The following is an 18972-nucleotide window of genomic DNA, read 5'->3' on the forward strand; positions in this document are numbered from 1 at the left end:
TCACACCTCGCCCGCATGCGCCCTCGCCCGCACCTCGGCGAACGACGTATCGACGAGCAGACGGCCGGTGTCGAACACCGTCTCGAGCGCTTCGTCCCATTCGCCTTCCAGCGTGCGATCGTCCCACGCAACCGGCAGCGTCACCGTCCGATACTCGCCGGTGCGGCGATTGCGCAGCAGCGTGAGCCGCCCCTTCTTCGAGCGCTTGCCCTGATCGGTGGCCGGGTCCTTCCGGACGTCATGCCATACGTCGCCACGCCGGATCGCCGAGCACTTCATCGCGAAGCGCTGCGTATCGCGGTTCACGCGCTGCAACAACGCGCCGCCCATGCCGAACACCACGTTGCCGGCCGCGTAGCCGGCCTCGTCGAGCGCGACGAGGATCGCCTCGATCGACTGCTCGTCGACCCCATCGCCCTGGATCACGCGCACGCGGTTCAGCACGCGCCGCCCCTTGCCGTTCACGGTCGAGCCGAACGACGCGTCGAGCGCACGCATGGTCTGCAGCACGATCGTCACCGGGTCGCCGGAATCGGGACGCACGACGAGCGTCGCGCCCGAATCGATCACCGCCTGGCGCAGCGGGCCGCCCCACATCTCCAGCGCGGCGAACAGATCGTAGGAGTCCGACACGACCGATACGATCGCGCCCGGCAAACCGAAGCGGGCGATCATGTTGCGGTACGCATCGGCCTCGCCTTCGCGCCCCCACGACGTGATCGTGCTGTGCTCGGCCGCCGGCACCGAGTACGCGGCCATCGGCTCGCGATAGAAGCGGTTCGCGGCCAGCACGCCGAGCACCGTGTCCGAACCCATGAAGCTCACGAGGTGCGCGGCGCCGCCGATCGCGGCCGATTCCGCGCTCGACACGCCGCGCGCGCCGAAGTCGTGCAGCTTGAACGGCAGTTGCGCGAGATCGTCGTCGGTCTTGTCGAGGAAGCGGCGAATCGTCTGCCGCAGGTGCCAGCTGCGGGTCGCCACCGTCACCGGATACCAGACGCGCAACAGCATCGTCTCGAGATACGACGCGAGCCAGAACACCTGCGGATCGTCGCATTCGACCGTCATCAGCACGTTGTGCACCGGCACGATCGAACCCTCCGGCACCGCGCGGATCTTCACCGGCAGGTAGCCGTCGTAGCGTTCGACGATATGGCGCCATCCGGCTTCGTTGAACGGCTCGCCGTGCACGGTGAAGAAATCGCGCGCCTCGTCGATCATCACGTGCGTAACGGGCTTGCACAGATACTCCTTCAGCAGCATCTGCAGGCCGAAGAACAGCGTGCGGTCGTAGCGGCCGCCACGCGATTCGACGTACGAGAACATCGCCGATGCGTCCGGCGGATATTGCAGGAAGTGGGAAGCCTTGTACGAATCCGTGTTGAGAATCGGATTGGCGAGAACCGCGGCAAAGCCGCCGGGAACGTTTTGCATGGCTAGAGCTCCTCTAGGCCGTTGAAGTGCCGCCGCGTCTGTCGCGGCGGACCGGATGCGGGGAATCAGCGCGTCACAGCTTCCCCAGGAAGTGATACGCGATGTCGAAGTGATCCTCGAACATCACGTTGCGCATCTGCGCGAATTCGTTGAGCGGGACCCAGCGCGCCTTGTCGGCGTCGTCGCTGCCCTTCACGCGCGGCAGCTCGCCGGTCGGAAAGTTGAACAGGCACGCATGCGTGATCGTGCGGCCGCGCAGCGAGCGCGTCGGGTGATCGAACACCTGGCGATCCTTGATCGAGCCGCGCAGCACCGGCTCCGGCAGCTTGAGCCCGGTTTCCTCGCGCAATTCGCGGATGCAGGCCGCATCGAGCCGTTCGTCCTGGTTCACGAAACCGCCCGGCAGCGCCCACAGGCCGCGGCCCGGTTCGCTGCGGCGGCGCACGAGCAGGATATGCCCCGAGTGCACGACCACCGCGTCGACCGTCACGAACGTGACGGGATACGGCGCGGCCGCCCACGCCTTGCGATACGCGGCGATGAATTCGGCTTCCGACTTCAGTTGCGCGAATTCCGGCTGCGTGCGGAACCGCTCGAGCCAGCCGAACACGGGTTCCGGCACGGCCCACTGCACGAAGCTGTTGGTTCGTTCGGCGAAATACTGGTCGCGGATTTCGGTCGCGGAAATGTCTTCCGTCGCGTCGACGTCGACGAGCTCCCATTGCGGGAACATCCGCAGGTAGTACGACGTGGCGTCCTTCTCGTGGCCGATCAGCCCAACCTTGCGCTGCGCGACGTCGCCGAGCGCGGAGGCAACCGCGTCCTGCACCCAGCGCACCCAGTCGCCGTCGTTGTAGGTCGAATCCTGCAGCGGCGCGATCGTCACGCGATCGCGCTCGGACGCGTCGAGCAGCGAAGCCAGCATCTGCCGGCGCTCGTCGAACGAGAACGGATCCTTGATGGTGCGGGGCTTGTCGGTCGACCCGATCAGCACGCACACGCGCTCGGCCCGGCTCAGTGCCGACTTCAGCACGTTCAGGTGACCACGATGCGGAGGCTGGAAACGACCAATGAAAACGAGCGCGTCGAAGCGCCGGTTCTGTTGCGTACTCATGAGGCTCCCTCAAGAGATTGAAACGCTCCGGGTCTGTCCCGAAGGGTTGAAACGAATCCTAGGGGAAATCCCGAGGTACGTCAATCGAGCAGGGTCGAGCCCGCACTCGACTTGACGAAGTCTGACGAAACACCGTTTATTGGCGCGTTACACTCAATTGCATCCCAATCCGCACCCTGGCGCCCGCCCTCATGAGGATCTCAGTCAGCCGGACCGTCGACGTCGATCGCAGGCGCCTCTTCACGTGGTCGCAGGACTACGGCCGGCGGCTCGTGTGGGACAACTTCCTCATCGATGCGTATCTGCCCGACGGAACGACCGCCGACGTCGGCGTCGACGCGTTCTGCCGCAGCCGGTCGGGCGCGACGATGGTGTCGCGCTACATCTCGTACCGTCCGCCGCAGGTCGCCGCCGTCGAAATGGTCGAAGGACCGAAGGTGCTCGAACGCTTCAGCGGCAGCTGGAACTTCACCGAGCACACGCCCGGGTCGACCGAGGTGAAGTTCACGTACCACTTCCGGGCGCAGCCGTCGTGGCTGCGCTGGCTGCTGGAGCCGCTGATCGGCGCGTTCTATCTCGTGCAGACGCGCCGGCGTCTCGATTCGTTCAAGCGCTGGGCCGAAGCCGAAGCGCTGCCGCGCTGATCGGTGCCGCCGCCGCGCGCCCGCGCCATCAGACATTTGCCAGATTCGACGAAGCCGGGGAAACTACGGGCCACCGTCATCCCGCGTCATGCCCTGACCGAGAGAACAGGGCGCTCACTGTAACGACATCGACACAAACACAATCCGATGAGCCTGATATCCCGATTCTTTGGCCGCAAGGAAGCGCCCGAAAACCCCGTCGCACTGGTCGCCGCACCCGAAGTCGAGAATCCGCTGAGCGTGACGGTCGTCTTCGACGGTCCGCTGCAGGTCGACATCGCCGCACTGACGGCTGCGCTGCGCGCGTACCACCCCAGCATGAAGCAGGCACGCGTCGAAACCGAGCCGACGCTGGAGCAGGTATTCGGGCTCGCCGGCTGGGGCAACCATGTCGTCCGGCTGGTCGGCTTCGATGCGCCCTATCCGTCCGACGCGCTGGAAACGTGCGTCGCGCCCGCGCATTACGGGCAGGACCTGAAGCAGCAGGTACGCGCGAGCCGCAGCCACGTGATCCTCTATTACGCCGGGCATGAAGCGAATCCGCTCGACCAGTATGTCGCGCTGGCGGCCGTCGCCGGCGCGCTGGCCGAACAGAACGGCGTCGCGGTGCTGAACGAGCACGCGCACACGTCATTGCCGGCCGGCGTCTTCAACGCGAAGGAACTCGGCGAAGAAAGCCTCGAAGTGCTGCGCGACATCCCGCTGAACCTGTTCTTCTGCGGCTTCGTGAAATACGAGGTCGAAGGCGTCGAAGGCGTATGGATGCGCACCTACGGCGCCGACGTGTTCGGCCTGCCCGATTTCGCCGCGCTCGCAGCGGGCCATCACGAAGGCGAACGCTATTCCGGCATCTTCAACAACGTGATGCACTACCTGCTGGACAGCGGCGCACGGATGCAGGCGGGCGAAACGATGCAGATCGGCACGGAAACGTTCATGAAGCTGCGCGAGCCGCTCGAGAGCGAGTACTACCTGCAAGGGCCCGCACAGGTGCTGGTGGCCGAGCTGATCTCGGCGGACGAAATCAATCGCTGACACGCACATTGATGCGCGGCGTGCGGGGTCGAACGTGCTCTAACCAATCCGCGCGCCGCCACGGCGCATGGCGGCTGCGTGACAGTCGCTCGCCCCACCCCGATGAGGAGATGCCCATGTTCGGCGTTCGCGTTGCACTCACGTCGGCCGTGATCGGCCTGTCGTTGCCGGCCATGGGGCATCCCGCAGGAAGTCGAACGCTTCTCCGGCCCTGGCTGGCGCGGCATGCACGCGACGATGACGTGCGGCGTCAGTGACCCGGAAACGGGCTTCCACGCGGCCGGCGGCGAATGCTACTGGGCCGTGCCGGGCAACGGCAAGCGCGCGGCCATCGCGGGAAGCGACGGCATCGTCGGCACCGACGATGCAACGCTGCGCAGCGTGTCGACGTTCCGGTTCGGACGCTAGCGCGTCACGAACGATTCCGCGCCCGCTTCGCGGCGCATCATCGTTGCGGTATTGACGACCAAGGCGCGAAATGCCTGTTCAAGCCGGCACGCCGCCGCGCACCACCTGCTGCCGAACCTGCGCATGCGTGCCGAGCGCCGTGGCGATCGCATCGACGGCATCGGCCGCGCGCGCCGCGCCGCACATGAACGCGTCGACGGCCGCGAAACGATGCTCGGGCCACGTATGGATCGTGATGTGCGACTCCGCCAGCAGCACGACGCCCGTCACGCCATGCTCGCCGCCGAAATGGTGGAAGTGCGCGCCGATCACGCGCGCGCCGGCCCGTTGCGCCGCGTCGGTGAGGATCGCCTCGAGCCGCGCGGCGTCGCGCAGCAGCGCCGCGTCGATGCCGGCCAGGTCGGCCAGCACGTGCGAGCCGAGCACCGCGCAGGGCGGCGCGATCCCGTCGCGCGCGGTCATTTGTGCGACCCGTACGACGAGTAGCCGCTGCGCGCCGAGGAACTGCCCCACCCGCCGCCGCCCGAACCGCCGCCGCCGATCGACGCGCAACTGAACAGCGTGACGACGATCAGGCCGTAGATGCCGTAAAGGATGTACCGAATCACGCGTTGCCCCCCGTCCGACGCAAAACGCGCCCACAGCCATTCCGGCAGCCACAGCACCAGCAGGCCGACCAGCACGTAGACGGAGCGTCCGGTAAACGAGAACAGCGAACCCAGGTTGAAGATCACGAGCAACGCGCTGAACATGAACGGCAGCGGCGCGAAACTGTGCGGCCCCTTCCTGCCGAACAGGCCCGTCGATTCGGTGGCGCCCGCGGCAGCCGCGGCGGCTGTCGCAAGCGCCGGCGTGCCGAAACGCTCGGCGAGCGCGCTGCCCGACAGCGGCCGCGCACGCGACCAGACGATCTCCGCATCACTGCGCTCGCGCGTCAGCTTGTCCTTCTGCCAGCCGTAGTCGACGATCGACGTGCGGTCGCCCGCCTGCACGCGCCAGTTGAATGCCCCGACCACGTAGACGACCTCCGATTCGTATTCCTCGCGCAAACGGTAGGTCTTGCCGCCATCGGTCACGCTGGATTCGCCGCCGATCGTCGGCCAATGGTCGAGCACCTGCACGCGCTCCCAGCGCCCTTCGCTTTGCACCAGCCACAGGAAGCCGCGCTTCGGGTTCAGCAACAGGTATTCGTCCCATGTCTCGGCGTCGCCCGGCACCCGGCAGCGCATCATGCCGATCACCGTGTACTTCACGCCGTCGAACGTGCCGATCGCGCCGAGTTCGAGCGCGCCCTTCACCGATTCGAGCTTGCGCTGCGCCGCGAACACGGTCTGCTGCTCGGCCGTGCACTGCACACCCGCATGGCAGTTGCCGCACACGACGTAGTCGGCCACGTTCGGCGCATAGGACAGTGGCGCACCGCAGCTCGGGCACGCGAACGGCACCATCTCCGCGCCGCGTTTCTCGCGCGTATCGTTTTCGCTATCGCGCAAGCCCGTGAACGCGAGCGCATCGAATTCCAGCGCCTCGCCCGAATAGACGGCCGGGATGCCGCCGTTCGACTCGGCGTCGGAATAGTCGTAGGTCGCGAATGCATTGCCGGTGCGCAGGTCGACGACGCGCGCTTCCCACCCGGCATCGACGCGGAACGGCAGCTCGCCGTCGCCGCCCGTGCAGCGTGCGGTACGCACGTCGGACACCAGATACGCGCGGCCGCCGTGGTCGATCCGCATGCCCGGTTCGAGCGTGCCGAATGCGGGCCACGCTCGGCCTGCCGCATCGTCGGGTTCGCGCACCGTGATCGCGTACTGGCCCGACGCATCCGACAGCCATCCGAACGCGCCGTCGTCGAACACGACGTACCATTCGCTCCACGCACCGGCGTCGTAGGTCATCTGGAGGCAGCCGAGCACCGTGAACACGCGGTTACCGTAGCGCCCTGCCGTGCCGATCTGGATCGGCGATGCATCGTCGAGCACCGTGGCCAGTTCGCCGATACGCTCGACGTCGGCGCCGCGCTTGAGCAGCGTGCTGCGGCAGAACGCGCAGACGGCCATCACCGCCGCGGCCGAGCGAAACTCGACCGGCGCGCCGCATTGGGGGCACGAGGTACGGAACATGCGCGACGCTTACCGCGTGAGCTTCGCGAGGATCTCGGCCTTCGCGCGCGAATATTCGTCTTCGGTCACGAGGCCCTTGTCGAGCAGCGCCTTCAACTGCTCGAGCCGCTGCACGTAATCGGTGCCCTCGGCCGCTGCCGCGGCTACCGGCGCCGCAACGGGCGCGGGCGGCGCAGCCTGCGCCGGTTGCGCGGCGCCCGCGATCTGGCCGGCCATCGCCTGGCCGATCGCCGCACCGGCGGCCAGCCCCGCGCCGACCCCGGCGATGCCGCCCGGGTTTTGCGCGGCGAGCGGAATCGCCTGCGCGGTCTGGTATTGCGTGGCGCGCGCGAGATCGCCGGCCATCCCCGCTCCGATCCGCAGATCGAGGGCCTTTTGCAGCTCGGCCGGCAGCGACACGCTCTCGACCGCGAACGCGTCGAGCGCGAGCCCGTAGCGCGTGAACACCGGCACCAGCGCGTCGGCGACACGCTGCGACAGCAGCGACTGGTTCGCGGCCATGTCGACGAACGGCACGTCGGCCGAGCCGAACGTCGTGCTCATCGCGGTGACGACCAGGTTACGCAGTTGCTGCTCGAGATCGTCGACCGTATAGGCCGCGCGCGTGCCGCTGACCTCGCGATGGAACGCGGCCGCATCGACGATCCGGTACGAGTAGATGCCGAACGCGCGCAGTTGCACGAAGCCGAATTCGCGATCGCGGATCGTTACCGGCTGCGCGGTGCCCCACCGCCGGCCGAGCTGCAACCGCGTGCTGAAGAAGTAGACGTCCGACTTGAAAGGCGACTGAAAGAATTTGTCCCAGTTCTTCAGGTTCGTGAGCACCGGCAGCGTGCGCGTTTCCAGCGTATAGAGCCCCGGCTGGAACACGTCGGCAACCTTGCCCTCGTTGACGAAGATCGCGACCTGCGTTTCGCGCACGGTCAGCTTGCCGCCGTACTGGATTTCCTGGTCTTCCATCGGATAGCGCCAGGCCAGCACGCCGTCGGCGTCTTCCGTCCATTGCAGGACGTCGATGAACTGCTTGCGGATGAATGAACCCAGACTCATGTCGGTCTCCTCGAAGCGCGTGGCGCGTCAGGTCAGGCAGGCGGCATTGATGATGCCGACGACGAGCGACGCGGTGCCCATCAGGCCGCCCATCGCGACGTTGCGATCCTCGATCGCATGATTCATGCCGGGCATCACGCGCGTCAGCACCACATAGGTGATCAGTTGCACGATCATCGCGCCGACGGCCCAGATCACGACTTCGCCGAGCGTGGAATTGTGCGCGATGCTGGACGCGAGCGTCAGGCAGAAGCCGATCAGCGCGCCGCCGAACGACAGCGTCGCGGCCGCGTTGCCGTCGCGGATCAGCGCGAGTTCGTCGAACGGGGTGACCTTCAGGTACACTGCCGCGAATACGAGAAGCAGCACGAACGCCGACAGTAAATGAACCGCATAAAGATAGGCACTATTCATTCTTTTCCTCGGATTTTGTGCTCGGTTCGCCGCCCCGTCGCCGGTCGGCCCGCGCGGGGCCGCCAGACGAAAATCCGCGCCAGTATATCCACATTGCCGAACACTGCACAACGGATGCGCGATGCTGCATAAGCGTGCGCTCGTCCTGTCGATCCTCGTGCTCGCGTCGTGCGGGCTCGGCTACGAACTGATCAGCAGCGCGCTGTCGAGCTACCTGCTCGGCGATTCGATCCTGCAGTTCTCGTCGGTGATCGGCTGCTACCTGTTCGCGATGGGGATCGGCTCGTGGCTCGCGAAGTTCGTCGAGGACGACGACGTGCTCGACCGCTTCGTCGACATCGAGCTGCTCGTCGGCCTGCTCGGCGGCGTATCGGCCGCGCTGCTGTTCGTCGTGTTCGCCTGGCTCGCCGCACCGTTTCGCGCGGCGCTTTACGCACTGGTGCTCGCGCTCGGCCTGCTGATCGGGATGGAAATTCCGCTCGTGATGCGCGCGTTCCAGCAGCGGCGCCAGGCGTTCCGCCATACCGTCAGCGAGGTGCTGACCTTCGACTATCTCGGCTCGCTCGCCGTGTCGCTGATCTTCCCGCTCGTGCTGGCGCCGCGTCTCGGCCTGCTGCGTACGAGCTTCCTGTTCGGCCTCCTGAACGCATTCGTCGCACTGTGGACGACCCACCTGTTCCGCGACGAAATCCGCAACGTGCGCGGCAAGCTGATGCGCGCGTCGCTCGTGATCGGGCTGCTGATCGCCGGGTTCGCGCTGTCGGAGCGCATCACGCACTGGGCCGAGCACGGCGTATACGGCGACGAGACGATCTATTCGGAAACGACGCCGTACCAGCGCATCGTGCTCACGCAGTGGCATGACGACATGCGGCTGTACCTGAACGGCAACCTGCAATTCTCGTCGCGCGACGAGCACCGCTATCACGAAGCGCTGATCCATCCGGCCATCGAGGCGCTGCCGTGGGCCAAGCGCGTGCTCGTGCTGGGCGGCGGCGACGGCCTCGCGGTGCGCGAACTGCTCAAGCACCGCAATCTCGAACGCATCACGCTCGTCGATCTCGATCCCGCGATGACGAAGCTGTTCTCGACGTCCGCGCCGCTCGTCAAGCTGAACCAGGGCGCGCTGAAGGATCCGCGCGTGCAGGTGATCAACGACGACGCGGTGCGCTGGCTCGAATCGAATGCCGACGTGTACGACGCGATCGTCGTCGACTTCCCCGATCCGACCAACTTCGGGCTCGGCCGCCTGTATTCGGTGCCCGTATTCCGGCTGCTCGCGCGGCACCTGTCGGAGAACGGCTACACGGTGATCCAGTCGACGTCGCCGTATTTCGCGCCGCATGCGTACTGGACCATCATCGCGACGCTGCGCGAAGCCGGGTTCAACACGTGGCCGTACCACTGCTACGTGCCGTCGTTCGGCGACTGGGGCTTCGTGATCGCCGGCAAGCGCCGCGATTTCACGGTGCCGACGCACTACTCGGTGCCGACGCGCTGGCTCGATCCGCAAACGGCCGCCGAGATGTTCCACTTTCCGGCCGACATGCCGGCGCTGCCGATGTCGCCGAACGAACTCAACGACCAGCCGCTCGTGCGCCGCTTCGACGACGACTGGAAGCACGTACTGCGCTGATGGACCGTCGCACGTTCCTCGTCGCGTCGGCGGCCGCGTCGCTCGCCGCCTGCGGCCGCACCGGCTGGATCGAGACGACGCCGCGCATCGACTACCCCGGCATGCGCGAAGGCCATGCGCTGCGCGACCATGCCACGCTGCCGCCGCCGTCCGGCACGATCGAGACGGACGTCGCGATTCTCGGCGCCGGCGCGGCCGGGCTGTCGTGCGCATGGCAGCTCGCGCGCGCCGGCCATACGCGCTTCACGGTGCTCGCCGGCCCCGAATTCGGCGGCAACGCGGCCGGCGGCCGCTTCGGCGAGCTCGGCTATCCGAAGGGCGCGCACTACCTGCCGCTGCCGTCGCTCGAATCCGTGCATCTGCGCGACATGCTCGCCGATCTCGGCGTGATCGAATCCGCGCCGTTCTCCGCGCGCCCCGTGTACGACGAGCGTGCCCTCGTCCACGCACCGGACGAACGGCTGTTCATCGGCGGGCAGTGGCAGGACGGCATCGTGCCGACCGCCGGCCTCGACGCCGACGCACTCGCGCAGCAGGCGCGCTTCTTCGCGTACACCGACGGGCTGCGCACCGCGCGCGGCACCGACGGCCGCAAGGTGTTCTGCATCCCGATCGCGGAATCGTCGCGCGACCCGCGCTGGCGCGCACTCGACCGGCGCTCGTTTCGCCAGTGGCTGCGCGACGAGGGCTACACCGCGAAGGCGCTGCACTGGTATCTGGACTATTGCTGCCGCGACGACTACGGCGCCGGTTACGAGCACGTCTCCGCATGGGCCGGGCTGCACTATTTCTCGTCGCGCGGCGGCCATGCGGGCGACGCGGGCGACGGCGCGGTGCTGACCTGGCCCGACGGGCTGCACACGATGGTGACGAAGCTGGGCGATTCGATCGCCGCACGCACCGGCTCGAACGCATGGTCGCGGGACGGCTTCGCGGTGCGCGCGACCGAACGTGCGGGCGGCGTCGACGTGCTGTGCGCCCGCGTCGGCCACGACGGCGCGCTGTCGACGTTCATGCTGAAGGCGCGCCGGGTCGTTTCCGCGATGCCGCTGTTCGTCGCGGCGCGCGTGTTTCCGCAGATGCCCGCATACGGCTTCGATCCCGCACGCGACCTGCCGCCGCGCGCGCCGTGGCTCGTGTCCAATTTCCTGCTCGACGGCATGCCGGCCGAGGAAGCCGGCGTACCGCTCGCGTGGGACAACGTCGTCTACGACAGCGTGGGGCTCGGCTATGTCGTGTCGACGCACCAGTTGATCCGGATGTCGCCGCCGACGCGCTCCGTCTTCTCTGCCTATCAGGCATTGAGCACGCAAACGCCGGACGATACGCGCCGCTGGCTCGCGCAGGCGAAGCCCGACGCGTTGCGCGAGCAGGCGGCAATCGACCTGCAGGCCGTGTACGGACGCGAGCTGTGGAAGCATGCGACCGCACTCGAGATCACCGTGCGCGGCCATGCGATGGCGACACCCGACGTCGGCTTCCTGAGCCGACCGGGGCTGCTCGCGCTGCGCGATGCCGACGGCCCCGTCGTGTTCGCGCATGCCGACCTGTCAGGGCTGTCGCTGTTCGAGGAAGCGTCGTACTGGGGCATGCTGGCGGCCCGGCGCGTGCTGGCCTGACAACCGCCGTTCGTCATTGCGGCGTCACCGCCACCCGCTATAATCGCGCGACATTCCGACTGCATTGAGCAGGCCGACGGTGGCGCGCCGTTCGACGCGCCGCACGCCCTTCTCGACAACAACAATGACGAACCGAACCCTCCGACGCCTTCGCCCGCTCGTGCGCGCCGCCGCGCGCGTGCTCGCGTGCGCTCCGCTGCTCGGCGCGCCACTGGCGCTGCATGCGGCCGACGCCGCCGGCACGACCGCTGCCGTGCCCACGTCCGGGCGCTACATCGTCGTCGACACCGGCCATACGCCCGCGCATCCGGGCTCCATCGGCGCCAGCGGCCGCGTCGAATACCTGTACAACCTCGACCTGTCCGGCGCGGTCGCCGACACACTCGCCGCACACGGCGATCGCGTGCTGCGCACGTCGGCGGACGGCCGCGAGATCGCGCTCGATCGGCGCTCGACGCAAGCGCCCGACGCGAACCTGTTCGTATCGATCCATCACGACTCGATGCAGCAACAGTTCATCGACGCGGGCCGGCAGCGCGAATTCCGCGGCTTCTCGGTGTTCGTGTCGGCGCGCAACCCGCACTATGCGGAAAGCCTGCGTTGCGCAAAGGCGATCGCCGAACGGCTGGTCGCGGCCGGCGAACGGCCGTCGCTGTATCACGCGCAGCCGATCAAGGGCGAGAACCGCCCGCTGATCGACCCGCCACTCGGCATCCATCGCTTCGACGATCTCGTCGTGCTGCGCACCGCGCCGATTCCCGCCGTGCTCGTCGAGGCGGGCGTGATCGTCAATCCGGACGAAGAAGCGCGGCTCGCGCGCCGCGAGACGATCCAGCGCCTGTCCGCCGCGATCGCGGGCGGCATCGACGCGTGTACGACGCCCGGATAAACGACGGTATCGCCCGCCCGGTTCACCGGTTTTCACCCCAGTCAGGAGACTCACCATGAAGAAAAAGAATCTGCTCGCGTCCTGCGCGTTGCTCGCCCTTGCCGTTCCGTTCGCCGCGCATGCGGCCGGCTGCGGGAAGCCGCGCAGCGCGTTCGACCAGGTGTATTGCACGAGCACGCAGTTCTCGCAGTCCGACCGCGATCTCAACGACGAGTACGGCCGGCTGCGCAAGCAACTGAGCGGCGACCAGCAGGCAGCGCTGAAGTCCGGGCAACTCGCGTGGCTGAAACAACGCGATGCGCAGTGCAGCGAGACGCGCGGCAGCAGCTACCTCGTCGATATCCAGTGCGCGAACGACATGACGCAGGCGCGGCTGTCGTTCCTGCGCGAGCGTGAGCGCGAATGCTCGAGCACCGGGTGCGTGACGTCGAAGCTCGGGGAGTAAGGGCGCGACGCATGCGATGCCGCGACGCGTTTCGCGGCATTGCACCCCGAAAGGAATCACACGAGGGCGCTTGACGTCGAACACGACGACGATCGCCCCCTTCCCTGATCGACTTTTCCGACGCGCGCGGCAATCACAGAAACCACCGATACTCCCGCGCGCCGATCTCGTTGCGGAAATCCAGCTCCTCCTGCCGCTTGTTCTCGCAATACACCATCACGAACTCGCTGCCGAGCCCTGCGCGCACGGCCGGATGATCCTGCATCGCGGCGACCGCCGACGGCATCTCCTTCGGAAAATCGATGCCGCTGCCGCGATCGTCGTTGAGCGGCGCGATCGGCTCGAGCCGTGCATCGAGCCCGTGCTCCATCCCGCTCAGGATCGCCGCCAGCACCAGGTACGGGTTCGCATCCGCGCTCGCGAGCCGGTGCTCGATCCGCAGGTTGCGTGTGTCCGACGCCGGAATCCGGATGCACGCGTCGCGATCCTCGAAGCCCCAGCTCGCGCGGCTCGCCGCGTTCACCATCGACCCGTAGCGGCGAAACGCGTTGTGATTCGGCGCGAACACCGGCATGCAATGCGGCAGCAGCGCGAGGCAGCCGGCCACCGCGTGCCGCAACGGCCGCTGCCCGTCTGCCGCAAGCACGTTGCGTCCCGCATCGTCATACAGGCTCACGTGCACGTGCATCCCGCTGCCCGGCGCATGCAGATACGGCTTGCCCATGAAGCTCGCGCGATAGCCATGCCGCAACGCGACGCCGCGGGTACTGCGGCAGAACAGCGCCGACCAGTCTGCTGCGCGCAGCGCGTCGTCGGTATGCCCGAAATTGATCTCGAACTGGCCGGGCCCGAGCTCGGCGGTGATCACCGTCGCATCGACACCCTGGTCGCACGCGGCGTCGACCATCTCGTGCAACACCTCGGAGAAGCGCGACAGGCGCTCGATATGCATGTTCGGCTGATCGTCGCGGTCGTCGCTGAGACGATCGCGCGGATACTGCGGCATGCCTTCCACAAGCTGCGCGGCGAACAGGTAGAACTCGAGCTCGAATGCGACGACCGGCCGGATGCCGCGCGCCGCGAACCGCCGCAGCACGCGCGCGAGCACCTCGCGCGGCTCGAATTCGATCGGCGAATCGGTACCGTCGGAGCTGATCAGCATCTGCGCGAGCGGCTGCCGCTCCCACCGCACAGGCTTCAGCGTGCCGGGGATCAGGCGGCGCGGCGCGTCGGGATCGCCGTCGTTGAAACAGTAATCGCCGATCTTGTAGAGGCCACCCTGCGTGCCGAGCAGCACGCAGTTCTGCGGCAGCTTCAGCAGCGAGCCGGACGCGACTTTCTCGAGCGCGTCGATCGGATAGCGCTTGCCGTAGAAATGCCCGGGCAGGTCGAGGCATATCAGGTCGACATAACGGATCTCGGGATGCGCCTGCCGGAATGCGCGGACTTCACCGACCAGCGCGGGAACGACGTCAGTCATGTCTCATCCTTTCCATGTCTTGTAGGGCGGTGCCGCAACGCGGCGAACCGGATTCATGCGGCGCACGGCGCAACGCATGCCGCATGTCGATCAGTACTGCAAACAGGCCGTGTGGCGCGACGGACTGCGGAGGCGCCCGCCCCGCCGACCATTCAGCTCAGGTAAATACCCAGATCACGCGCGTCGGCGCGTCGGTCAGGTTCGCATACCGGAAGCGCTTGTGCGCGGGAAGCTGGAATGCATCGTTCGGGCCGAGCGTGACGGGCGTGTCGTCGCCGTCGATCCAGATCGTCAGCGCTCCTTCGAGCACGAAGCCGCCCTGCTCGTCGCTGTCGTCGACCGGCCGCTCGCCGCTGCTCGCGCCCGGCGCGAGATGGCTTTCGAGGATCGAGAAGCGCGAACGCATGTTCGGCGACACGAGAATGTCGGTAATGCCGGCTGCGTAATGCACGGTGCGGCGTTCGTCGGGCCGCGTGACCCACGGCACGCTGCGCGGCTTGCTCAGGCTGTAAAAATACGTGGTCGGCACGCCGAGCACCTCGCCGATCGCGGTGAGATCCGCGACCGTCGGACGCGACAGCCCGCGCTCGACCTGCGACAGAAAGCCGACCGAGCGGCCGATCCGTTCGGCGAGATCGCTCAGCGTGACCTTGCGATGCTTGCGCAGGTCGCGGATCAGGATCGCCAGACTTTCTATCTCTTCCTGTTCGTTCATGAAGGATTCCGATGCAATCAAACGGTATCGCGCAGGCGGTACCAGACCTTGCCGATCGCCTCCAGCGGCGCGGCCAGCCGGTCGCCGCCGGGAAAGCGCGGGTTGCGAATGCGCTGATACTGCGCGAGCAGATGCGCGTCGCCGAGCACGGCATCGGCCACCGCGCGCGCCGGCGAGCGTCGGCAGCACGCCATGCCCCGAAAAGCCCTGCAGCCAGAAGCGCTGCCCGTGGCGGCCGATGTCCGGCGTGCGGCGCATGCTGATGTCGATGTGACCGCCCCACGCGTAGTCGAGCGGCACGCCGGCCAGTTGCGGGAACACGCGTTCGAGGCGCGGGCGCGTCGCCGCCGCGATATCGGCCGGAATGCCGCCGAGATACGTGCAGCCGCCGCCGAACAGCAGCCGGTTGTCGGGGCTCAGGCGGAAATAGTCGGGCACGAACTGGTTGCCGATCACGCAACTGTTGCGCGGCAATAGCGCCCGCGCGACGTCGGGTGCGAGCGGCGCGGTTGCGACCTGGTACGTGCCGACCGGCAGCAGCCGGCGCGCAAGGTCGCGATCGAGCCGGTCGACGTATGCGTTACACGCGAGCACCAGCACGTCCGCCCTCACTTCGCCGCGCGCCGTGCGGGCGACGTGGCCGCCGGCCGTCTCGCGACAGTCGAGCACGCGGCTCTGTTCGAAGATGCGGCCGCCCGCGCGCTCGATCGTTCGCGCGAGGCCGAGTGCGAGCTTGAGCGGATTCAGGTGGCCGGCCTCCGGATCGTGAAGCGCCGCGAGATAGCGCGTGCCGCCGATCCATTCGGGCATCTCGTCACGGCCTATCATGCGCAACCGGTCGTAGCCCCAGCGCTCGGCGGCCTCGTCGCGCGCCTGCGCCAGCATCGCGACGCGCCGCGGCCGCACCGCGGCCCACAGGCTGCCGGGCCGGTAGTCGATGTCGAAACCGTGTCGCGCCGGCAGTTCGCGCACTTCGGCCGCCGCCCAGCGCATGCTGTCCCAGAGCAACCGGGCGCCGTCGCGGCCGAGCGCATCCTCCAGCGGCCGCATGTCGCACGACCAGCCGAGCAGCGCCTGTCCGCCGTTGCGGCCCGACGCGGCCCACGCGACGCGGCTCGCTTCGAGCATGACGACGCGCCTGCCGGCGAGCGCGAGCCGCAGCGCCGTATGCAGCCCGCTGAAGCCCGCGCCGACGACCAGCACGTCGGCGTCGACACGTTCGCCCAGCGCCGGCCGATGCGGGATCGGCGCCGGGTAGGTACCGGCGTAGTAGCTTGCGACGTGACGGTCGGACTGCACGAACATGCGAGCTTCCGTGAAAATTTTGCTGCGAAATTTCATGAAAAACTAGCACGACAATTTCACGGAAGCAACGCCAAGAAATTCCAACAGAATAAATTGCGAAGGCCACTAACCCGTCGCGCGTTCCGTTAACCGCTTCGTTGTTTCGCCGAGAGGCCATGGCCAAACCGATACTCGATGACGAATCGTGGTCACTCACCCAACCGCTGTTGTCACCACCGAAGCGGCGTCCGACGCGATACCCCGGACGCAAGCGTCTCGACGATCGCGGCGTCGCCCTCCATTCATACAGTGGGATCGGGTCGAAAGCAGGACCCAATCCCACTGCGTATCCGGTTCGAACGCCTCGCCACCATACATGAGGCGTTCATGAAAATCGCCGTCTGAATCATCTGCTGGAGGCACGTTCAAAAATCGTTCTGTTAGCGTTCCTTAGCGGATGGGATCGCAACCAACCGGAGCAACGAAACATTCGCTCCGGTCAAGGCTTCGCACGCACTTCCTTGTGAGCATTTTTGAGAATCCACAGTTTCTACACCTATATATTTTCACCACGCGTTCGATAACAAGGCGGGTTCGCCGTCCCCGGCATACGCGCGCAAGCGAAAACGTTTGCCGCCGCCGCGCGAGAGTTTCGTCTCCGCGTGGCCAACATTACGGACGTAACGATACGAACATGAGCGATACGAAACATCGACTTGAAGCGAGTGCTGGCCTTTCCCGTCGCACGTTCCTCTACAGCCTCGGCGCACTCGCGCTTTCGGCGTGCGGCAGCGGCCCGGATACGAGCGAGGCGGCCGCCGCCGGCCGCGCGACAGGCACGGCAGACGCAGCGGCGGGCAATCGCGCGCTTGCGCGCGTCGCGACCGGCACCGACGCCGTCATGACGAGCCAGGCCTTCGTAACCGCCACCAACCGAATATTTTTACGCCCAGGATGTGGGCCGACGTCAATCGAAAGAACATTCCTATATTTTTCAGAAACGAAAGATGCCATCTAGCCCGGCGTTATTCCGCTTTCGAATGTTCGATTTTGTTCGATATCGCATTACCTCCGAGCGAAGTCACGCTCTTTAAATATTTATCATTTAAAAATCGCATGCCACGAATCCGAATGGCGGATACTTTACCAAGACCTATCCAAATCGTCCAACATAAAAAGACATGACATTTTGCATTTCATAGCATCAATTCCAGACGAAGCAAATTACCGAACCATCGGCCATGACATTTTTTGAGGATCGAATGTTAAATACCACATATATTTCAGGTTTGATTCTGCTTGTTTCTTCTATTTTGCAGGGATGCTCCGGCGGCGACGCCTTGCCGTCAAAGCCGGCTCAGAACTCAACAGATCAAAGCTTGAATCAGCAAAATGTCGCGCAAAATCTGCACTCTACGCCTCCGCCTCCGCCTCCGGGCAACACGGTACTCGTAGCCAGCGGGTCGATGCCTCAACAGAAAGTCCGAAATCTGGGATCGGGGACGGGGTTCGTTGCGTCGGCACTGTCTGAGAAACTCCCGCCGGGAACGGCCGGCGACTACGATGTTCTGGTCGTTTCCAGCGACCAGACTGCAAATCCGGGCGTAATGAAGGAAATTGTCGACGGCCTGGGAAATGGCAAAGAGATAGTCATCGATTCCGCCGGTAGCGGAAAGCCCGGGGGCGCGACCGTCAATTCCGCCGTAGAACAAATTGTCGGCCCGGGAACCGCGGTTGCCGGCGACGCAGTCCGAATTCAACGAGGCCCGAACGGCGACGGCTATCTGATCACCCCGATATTCAACACCGGCGGCGGAAATACCAACGGAGGACCCGACCAGAAGGTTTCAGGCATCGATGCGACACAAAACAACGTCGCGAATATTTTTCAAACCAATGATGGGGGTAACAAGTGAAGTCGAAATCGCTTTTCAATTCCGCGATTGCGGGCGTCGTTTGCCTGTTTCAGGTCGGCCATGCCGTTGCCGGGACGACGTGCCTGCTCGATAGCCAAACCAACCAGGCAAATCTGGTGGGAAACAGCTCGTCCTGGTCGATTCCTATTCAGCAAGCAACCAATACGTGGCAAGACTGGATATGGAGAGGTGATACCTTCCTGTGCAATGGCGTCCGCAATGTAGCTGCCCCGTGTACGTATACATGGACGAAAACCCGTTCCAATGGATACACCGTCAGCGGCAGTGCCAGTTTGAATCCGGAAAGTATTCCGATCGTGGGAGGCATCTTGAATCTGCTTCACGTTGACGCCTCGTATGGGCGCACCGTGACTAATACGGAATCGACTGGCTGGAGTCAACAGGTTCCGGCGGGGAAATATGCCACGTTCGTCGAGGTTGTCGTGCGTCGCTGGAAGCAAGGCGTGTTTCAAGGGGCGTATCAAATCACAAGCAAGCGATGCACGATCGACGAAATTGGGGATGGGCATTTCGCGTGGGGGCATGTGTATTCCTGGAATGGATCGGCCAGATACGGAAACTGGACGGCGAACCAGGCGGTCAATGGTTCCAATTCCGCGTACGGCATGGTCTGGATTCACTGACTTTGTTGCAAGGGTCGTCCGTGATACGCCAAGCCTCAACCGAGGAACGGCTTCAATTCCCGGAAGGAGAGCCGGTTTTTCGTTAACACCCAAGACAGGTCATCACGGCGGCCCGAAATTCGCTC

General features: G+C 65.8%; 18 protein-coding genes and 2 pseudogenes. 11 read left to right on the forward strand and 9 right to left on the reverse strand.

Annotated features, from left to right (window positions below; translation table 11 throughout):
- On the reverse strand, positions 1 to 1434 hold the full coding sequence (locus LGN10_RS23700; protein ID WP_226225191.1) for a nicotinate phosphoribosyltransferase: 1434 nt from the start codon (positions 1432 to 1434) through the stop codon (positions 1 to 3).
- Positions 1435 to 1507: 73 nt separating this feature from the next.
- The gene (locus LGN10_RS23705; protein WP_027789549.1) at positions 1508 to 2548 is read right to left on the reverse strand and encodes a bifunctional nicotinamide-nucleotide adenylyltransferase/Nudix hydroxylase; all 1041 of its coding nucleotides are present in this window, start codon (positions 2546 to 2548) and stop codon (positions 1508 to 1510) included.
- A gap of 191 nt (positions 2549 to 2739) precedes the next feature.
- Here LGN10_RS23705 and LGN10_RS23710 point away from each other — a divergent pair, with 191 nt between their 5' ends.
- The 3 genes from LGN10_RS23710 to LGN10_RS23720 all read left to right on the forward strand — a co-directional run bounded on the left by LGN10_RS23710 (position 2740) and on the right by LGN10_RS23720 (position 4635).
- A complete protein-coding gene (locus LGN10_RS23710; RefSeq protein WP_059584660.1) occupies positions 2740 to 3192 on the forward strand; it encodes an SRPBCC family protein in 453 nt (150 codons plus the stop codon).
- Between the two features lie 147 nt (positions 3193 to 3339).
- The gene (locus LGN10_RS23715) at positions 3340 to 4227 is read left to right on the forward strand and encodes a DUF4261 domain-containing protein (protein ID WP_060310626.1); all 888 of its coding nucleotides are present in this window, start codon (positions 3340 to 3342) and stop codon (positions 4225 to 4227) included.
- A 225-nt stretch (positions 4228 to 4452) separates the two neighbouring features.
- Positions 4453 to 4635, forward strand: a complete 183-nt coding sequence (locus LGN10_RS23720) for a hypothetical protein (RefSeq protein WP_221622688.1) — start codon at positions 4453 to 4455, stop codon at positions 4633 to 4635.
- Between the two features lie 78 nt (positions 4636 to 4713).
- Here the strand turns inward: LGN10_RS23720 and speD are convergent, their stop codons facing one another.
- The 4 genes from speD to LGN10_RS23740 are packed head-to-tail and all read right to left on the reverse strand — an operon-like array spanning position 4714 to position 8219.
- The gene (gene speD / locus LGN10_RS23725; protein WP_226225193.1) at positions 4714 to 5097 is read right to left on the reverse strand and encodes an adenosylmethionine decarboxylase; all 384 of its coding nucleotides are present in this window, start codon (positions 5095 to 5097) and stop codon (positions 4714 to 4716) included.
- Complete coding sequence (locus LGN10_RS23730; protein WP_226225195.1) at positions 5094 to 6755, reverse strand: DUF4178 domain-containing protein; 1662 nt, start codon at positions 6753 to 6755, stop codon at positions 5094 to 5096. Before LGN10_RS23730 ends, speD begins: the two co-directional genes overlap by 4 nt.
- A 9-nt stretch (positions 6756 to 6764) precedes the next feature.
- On the reverse strand, positions 6765 to 7805 hold the full coding sequence (locus tag LGN10_RS23735; RefSeq protein WP_226225197.1) for an SPFH domain-containing protein: 1041 nt from the start codon (positions 7803 to 7805) through the stop codon (positions 6765 to 6767).
- Between the two features lie 27 nt (positions 7806 to 7832).
- Positions 7833 to 8219: a DUF350 domain-containing protein gene (locus LGN10_RS23740; RefSeq protein ID WP_099317695.1), complete on the reverse strand. Its 387-nt coding sequence runs from the start codon at positions 8217 to 8219 to the stop codon at positions 7833 to 7835.
- Between the two features lie 121 nt (positions 8220 to 8340).
- Here LGN10_RS23740 and LGN10_RS23745 point away from each other — a divergent pair, with 121 nt between their 5' ends.
- The 4 genes from LGN10_RS23745 to LGN10_RS23760 all read left to right on the forward strand — a co-directional run bounded on the left by LGN10_RS23745 (position 8341) and on the right by LGN10_RS23760 (position 12808).
- A complete protein-coding gene (locus LGN10_RS23745) occupies positions 8341 to 9855 on the forward strand; it encodes a polyamine aminopropyltransferase (protein WP_069617304.1) in 1515 nt (504 codons plus the stop codon).
- The gene (locus LGN10_RS23750) at positions 9855 to 11474 is read left to right on the forward strand and encodes an NAD(P)/FAD-dependent oxidoreductase (protein ID WP_059584649.1); all 1620 of its coding nucleotides are present in this window, start codon (positions 9855 to 9857) and stop codon (positions 11472 to 11474) included. The genes LGN10_RS23745 and LGN10_RS23750 overlap by 1 nt, the downstream gene beginning before the upstream one ends.
- A 124-nt stretch (positions 11475 to 11598) precedes the next feature.
- The gene (locus LGN10_RS23755; RefSeq protein WP_226225198.1) at positions 11599 to 12363 is read left to right on the forward strand and encodes an N-acetylmuramoyl-L-alanine amidase family protein; all 765 of its coding nucleotides are present in this window, start codon (positions 11599 to 11601) and stop codon (positions 12361 to 12363) included.
- Positions 12364 to 12418: 55 nt separating this feature from the next.
- Positions 12419 to 12808, forward strand: coding sequence for a lysozyme inhibitor LprI family protein (locus tag LGN10_RS23760; RefSeq protein WP_059584645.1), 390 nt, complete (start codon positions 12419 to 12421; stop codon positions 12806 to 12808).
- 133 nt (positions 12809 to 12941) lie between these two features.
- Here LGN10_RS23760 and LGN10_RS23765 read toward each other — a convergent pair whose 3' ends face one another.
- The 3 genes and pseudogenes from LGN10_RS23765 to LGN10_RS23775 all read right to left on the reverse strand — a co-directional run bounded on the left by LGN10_RS23765 (position 12942) and on the right by LGN10_RS23775 (position 16308).
- The gene (locus tag LGN10_RS23765; RefSeq protein WP_226225199.1) at positions 12942 to 14288 is read right to left on the reverse strand and encodes a glutamine synthetase family protein; all 1347 of its coding nucleotides are present in this window, start codon (positions 14286 to 14288) and stop codon (positions 12942 to 12944) included.
- Between the two features lie 157 nt (positions 14289 to 14445).
- Complete coding sequence (locus LGN10_RS23770; RefSeq protein ID WP_059584641.1) at positions 14446 to 15003, reverse strand: helix-turn-helix domain-containing protein; 558 nt, start codon at positions 15001 to 15003, stop codon at positions 14446 to 14448.
- A 17-nt stretch (positions 15004 to 15020) separates the two neighbouring features.
- Positions 15021 to 16308, reverse strand: a pseudogene (locus LGN10_RS23775) (NAD(P)/FAD-dependent oxidoreductase).
- 155 nt (positions 16309 to 16463) lie between these two features.
- On the opposite strand from LGN10_RS23775, the pseudogene LGN10_RS33825 reads away from it, so the two are divergent.
- From LGN10_RS33825 to LGN10_RS23790, 4 genes and pseudogenes are all read left to right on the forward strand, one after another.
- Positions 16464 to 16580, forward strand: a pseudogene (locus LGN10_RS33825) (IS5/IS1182 family transposase); the annotation flags it as partial.
- Between the two features lie 401 nt (positions 16581 to 16981).
- A complete protein-coding gene (locus tag LGN10_RS23780; protein WP_124657755.1) occupies positions 16982 to 17305 on the forward strand; it encodes a hypothetical protein in 324 nt (107 codons plus the stop codon).
- A 223-nt stretch (positions 17306 to 17528) separates the two neighbouring features.
- Entirely contained in the window at positions 17529 to 18203 is a 675-nt protein-coding gene (locus LGN10_RS23785; RefSeq protein ID WP_226225200.1) for a hypothetical protein, read from the forward strand.
- Complete coding sequence (locus tag LGN10_RS23790; protein WP_124859842.1) at positions 18200 to 18847, forward strand: hypothetical protein; 648 nt, start codon at positions 18200 to 18202, stop codon at positions 18845 to 18847. Before LGN10_RS23785 ends, LGN10_RS23790 begins: the two co-directional genes overlap by 4 nt.
- Positions 18848 to 18972 lie beyond the last annotated feature (125 nt).

This window comes from Burkholderia sp. AU32262 (assembly GCF_020419985.1).
Taxonomy (GTDB): Bacteria; Pseudomonadota; Gammaproteobacteria; order Burkholderiales; family Burkholderiaceae; genus Burkholderia; species Burkholderia semiarida.

What these genes read in the sequence shown, in the direction of transcription:
- LGN10_RS23745 (WP_069617304.1), top strand. Translation starts at nt 8,341, where the DNA reads ATGCTGCATAAGCGTGCGCTCGTCCTGTCGATCCTCGTGCTCGCGTCG.
- LGN10_RS23770 (WP_059584641.1), bottom strand. Translation starts at nt 15,003, where the DNA reads ATGAACGAACAGGAAGAGATAGAAAGTCTGGCGATCCTGATCCGCGAC.
- LGN10_RS23720 (WP_221622688.1), top strand. Translation starts at nt 4,453, where the DNA reads ATGCACGCGACGATGACGTGCGGCGTCAGTGACCCGGAAACGGGCTTC.
- LGN10_RS23730 (WP_226225195.1), bottom strand. Translation starts at nt 6,755, where the DNA reads ATGTTCCGTACCTCGTGCCCCCAATGCGGCGCGCCGGTCGAGTTTCGC.
- speD (WP_226225193.1), bottom strand. Translation starts at nt 5,097, where the DNA reads ATGACCGCGCGCGACGGGATCGCGCCGCCCTGCGCGGTGCTCGGCTCG.
- LGN10_RS23705 (WP_027789549.1), bottom strand. Translation starts at nt 2,548, where the DNA reads ATGAGTACGCAACAGAACCGGCGCTTCGACGCGCTCGTTTTCATTGGT.
- LGN10_RS23765 (WP_226225199.1), bottom strand. Translation starts at nt 14,288, where the DNA reads ATGACTGACGTCGTTCCCGCGCTGGTCGGTGAAGTCCGCGCATTCCGG.
- LGN10_RS23740 (WP_099317695.1), bottom strand. Translation starts at nt 8,219, where the DNA reads ATGAATAGTGCCTATCTTTATGCGGTTCATTTACTGTCGGCGTTCGTG.
- LGN10_RS23735 (WP_226225197.1), bottom strand. Translation starts at nt 7,805, where the DNA reads ATGAGTCTGGGTTCATTCATCCGCAAGCAGTTCATCGACGTCCTGCAA.
- LGN10_RS23700 (WP_226225191.1), bottom strand. Translation starts at nt 1,434, where the DNA reads ATGCAAAACGTTCCCGGCGGCTTTGCCGCGGTTCTCGCCAATCCGATT.
- LGN10_RS23760 (WP_059584645.1), top strand. Translation starts at nt 12,419, where the DNA reads ATGAAGAAAAAGAATCTGCTCGCGTCCTGCGCGTTGCTCGCCCTTGCC.
- LGN10_RS23710 (WP_059584660.1), top strand. Translation starts at nt 2,740, where the DNA reads ATGAGGATCTCAGTCAGCCGGACCGTCGACGTCGATCGCAGGCGCCTC.
- LGN10_RS23785 (WP_226225200.1), top strand. Translation starts at nt 17,529, where the DNA reads ATGACATTTTTTGAGGATCGAATGTTAAATACCACATATATTTCAGGT.
- LGN10_RS23750 (WP_059584649.1), top strand. Translation starts at nt 9,855, where the DNA reads ATGGACCGTCGCACGTTCCTCGTCGCGTCGGCGGCCGCGTCGCTCGCC.
- LGN10_RS23780 (WP_124657755.1), top strand. Translation starts at nt 16,982, where the DNA reads ATGAGCGATACGAAACATCGACTTGAAGCGAGTGCTGGCCTTTCCCGT.
- LGN10_RS23755 (WP_226225198.1), top strand. Translation starts at nt 11,599, where the DNA reads ATGACGAACCGAACCCTCCGACGCCTTCGCCCGCTCGTGCGCGCCGCC.
- LGN10_RS23715 (WP_060310626.1), top strand. Translation starts at nt 3,340, where the DNA reads ATGAGCCTGATATCCCGATTCTTTGGCCGCAAGGAAGCGCCCGAAAAC.